Consider the following 3,407-nt stretch of genomic DNA (forward strand, 5'->3'; position numbering starts at 1 on the left):
AAATGATTTTTCTATAGAGGTCAAACTCTCCGGCGGTGAAAAAAATGAAAAAAAATGAGAAACAGGCTCTGGTTTTGCAGCTGCTGGTCTGCCTTACCTTCTATATACTTTTTCAAAATATAATAATGGTAAATATGAAGAAAAGGGTGGAGTCTAACAAGAACAAGATAATCCAGGAGCAACAGAAATATGTAGAGGATGTAAATAAAATAAATTCACTTAAAAAAAGATACAGAGAATATTATAAAATGAAGTATCAAAGAGACCATATGCAGGCAAAGCTAATAAGTGCAGGAGAGGAGAGATACCTTACCGAGGAACTGACCCAGCTGAGCAAGGAAAACAATATAAAGCTGTCAAACATCAATCTCAGTGAAAATATGAGTAAAAATGATCATAAGTATATATTTAAAACAGAGTTTGAAACGGATTTTTTTACTTTGAAAAACTTTTTAGACGATATAGACAATCTGGATAAAAATATAAATCTGGAAGACATGAATATATCCAGAGAAAACTTTAATTTAATTGTGAAGGCAACTTTTTCTATCTATACAACAAACTGATATCTGTAAATAAGGGGCTTTTTATGAGGATGGGACTTGATTTTAAAAACATTGGAGCAAGACTAAAGGGGACGAAGAAGGTAAATATAATAATTGCAGGGATGGCTGTTTTTATTTTGATGGCAGTTTATCTGAAATTTCCAAGACGGGATAATTTTAAAATGCTCATGGAGATAGACCCTAAATATGATTTTTCCGTGGACGAGATAAAAGAGGAAGAGTGGGAGAATTTTCAAAACAATATAGAGGCTGAAAATAGTGAGAAAAAAGAACTTGTGAGAAATATTTTTCACTCTAACAGTCAGGGAGAGGACGGGAAACCGGAACTGATCGGAATTATTCTCGGAAAAAGAAAAACTGCAACTTTTTCAGACGGACAGATTTTACAGGAGGGGGACAGCTTCAACAGTCTCACGGTAAAGGCTATAAATCGCGGAGAAATCGTATTAGTGGATAAGAAAGGCGAAAAAAAAGTACTTGAACTTTGGAGGCAATAGAGTATGGGGGAAACTATAAAAAAGGGCGCACAGATTATAACAGCTTTTACAATACTGGGAGCAACAGTTTTTGGGGCAGGATACAACGGAGAGATGATAGCTCAGAATCAAAAGGTGACAGTAGATTACCACGGAGCTAATCTTGTAAATGTTCTGAGAACCCTTTCTTTCAGCAATGACCTGAACATGGTAATAAGTGATAAAATATCCGGAACTGTAACCATGAGTGTAAAGGACGCTCAACTAGACGATTTACTGGAGGCGATACTGAGATCCAACGGATATACCTATATCCAAAGCGGAAACCTGGTGGAGATAATGAGTCTGGAAGATGCAAAAAAAATGCAGGAATCAGACCGTTCTATATCAAAAGTTTTCTCACTGAAGAAAGTAGATGCATCTGAACTGTCTGAAGATGTAAAACTTCTACTAAAAGACGGGGATACTTCTATAGTGAATGCAGATACCAACTCAATCACTGTAAGAGCTAAAAAATCAGAACTTATAAGTGTAAAAAAGTTTCTGGATGAACGTGACGGAATAAAAAAAGAGGATGCTCAGAAAAATGTGGAACTTATAAGAGTGAAGCATATGACTCCCCAAAAGGCTTATGAAATACTAGGAGAGATAGGCTATAAAATAACGGGAGATATAAAATACAGCGAGTCTCTGGGAGGGCTTCTGGTCATAGCATCCAGTGAAGAGGCAGACACACTGAAAAGTATCATGGACAAGATAGACGTACCAGAACTGCAGGTGGTTATCGAAGTGAGGATTCTAGAGGTACAGGAAGGCACAGGGAGAGACTGGGGGATGAGCTGGGGTTATAATTCCAACAATCTCACAGAGAGTGACAGTAGCGACGGAGGGGGAGGATATCTGTCTGGAACAGACAGTTATTTTGATGCATCAAATCTTTCTGACGGGATAACTCTCGGTCTTGGACTGCTGGGGACTGATCAGTTCAGTGCGGTGTACAGAAATATCGTCGAGGACAGCTCTACAGAGATACTGGCAAAACCTGTGATAACAACTATCAACGGAAAAAAAGCAAAGATAGAGCTGACTGAAGAGGTGCCTTATAAAGAACTGGAATATGTAAGTGATAGCGGAGACGCTACATCTACAAGCTATGAATTTAAGAATGTTGGGATCACCATGGAAGTGACTCCTGTAATAACAGATGACGGCATGATAAAAATCGAGGTTACCCCGGAAATAAGTGAGGTGACAGGATACACAGATGATGGTGTACCTTATGTATCCTCGAGAAAGGTAGAGACTAATGTAATCGTAAGGAACGGACAGACTCTGGCTATAGGGGGTCTCATAAAGGATACTCAGTCAATTACTGATAGCAAGGATCCTTTTTTGAGCAAGATACCAATACTGGGATATTTATTCAAAAATTCTAGCAATTCAAAATCAAAGACAAATCTTATGATTTTCATAACTCCGAAAATAATAATGAGCAGAGATATGTCTCAAAAGTTTAACCTGGTCAAGGGATCGAGCGGTACTGTCTTGAAAACAATGAAAAAAGAGGAAACAGAAGTAAAGAAAAATGTGACAACTGCAAAGACCGACGGAAATACCCAGGAAAAGACGGCTGAGGAAACAACAGTCTCAGGTATAGAGAAGATACAACAGAAACTTTCAGAAAGTAATTAAAGAACCAAAAAGCCATAAAAACTCAAGGGTGATGATATGAGATTAATTTATCTATTTTTTATTGTAATATCTGTGTTTTCCTACGGAGAAACTGAGGGAAGATATGAACTGCTTAATTCGAAAGAAGTGAGCATGTTTTTTCCCAAGGGAGATTCCGAATATATAGATTACCTTTTGAAAAAAGATGACACGGAAGCCTATTTTGAACTGGCTGTCATTTATCTCAAAGAGGGAGAAAAGGAAAGGTCTGAATATTATCTGGATTTGTATCTGAAGACAGAAAATGATCCCAGGAAACTATTGGAATATTATAATATAGAGAAAAATTACAAAAAAATAGAAGAAAATCTGGATCGGATTATCCTTGCTGGAAATAGCTCAGAGGCAACGAAATACAAAAGAAGAATCTACACGGAGATAGAGAGGAAAAATCTACCTATTTCAAAGGAAAAATACCGGGTAGGAAAAGTCCAGGAATTTCTATCTTATATGGATGATGAAAAGGAACAGAAAAAGTTTTTTAACTCCAACAAGTGGACAAAGGGCGATATAAGAAAAATACTGGATGAGCTGAAAAAACATGAACTACAGGATAAAAGTCCGTCCAAAAAATTATTTGATATGTTTGCTACGAAAAAGGACAGACTGCAAAACAGGTATTATAATATAAGGG

General features: G+C 37.1%; 4 protein-coding genes. All 4 read left to right on the forward strand.

Annotation, left to right across the window (positions count from 1 at the left end; all coding sequences use genetic code 11):
• The first annotated feature begins 44 nt into the window (after positions 1-44).
• Entirely contained in the window at positions 45-566 is a 522-nt protein-coding gene (pilO, locus tag ABZA26_RS10735; protein ID WP_372714524.1) for a type 4a pilus biogenesis protein PilO, read from the forward strand.
• Between the two features lie 23 nt (positions 567-589).
• A complete protein-coding gene (locus ABZA26_RS10740; RefSeq protein WP_372714525.1) occupies positions 590-1,063 on the forward strand; it encodes a hypothetical protein in 474 nt (157 codons plus the stop codon).
• Between the two features lie 3 nt (positions 1,064-1,066).
• Positions 1,067-2,734, forward strand: coding sequence for a type II secretion system protein GspD (locus tag ABZA26_RS10745; protein ID WP_372714526.1), 1,668 nt, complete (start codon positions 1,067-1,069; stop codon positions 2,732-2,734).
• Between the two features lie 36 nt (positions 2,735-2,770).
• Positions 2,771-3,407, forward strand: a 637-nt coding sequence (locus tag ABZA26_RS10750; RefSeq protein ID WP_372714527.1) for a hypothetical protein, incomplete at its 3' end; no start/stop codon positions are given.

The organism is Ilyobacter sp. (assembly GCF_041583315.1).
GTDB lineage: Bacteria > Fusobacteriota > Fusobacteriia > Fusobacteriales > Fusobacteriaceae > Ilyobacter.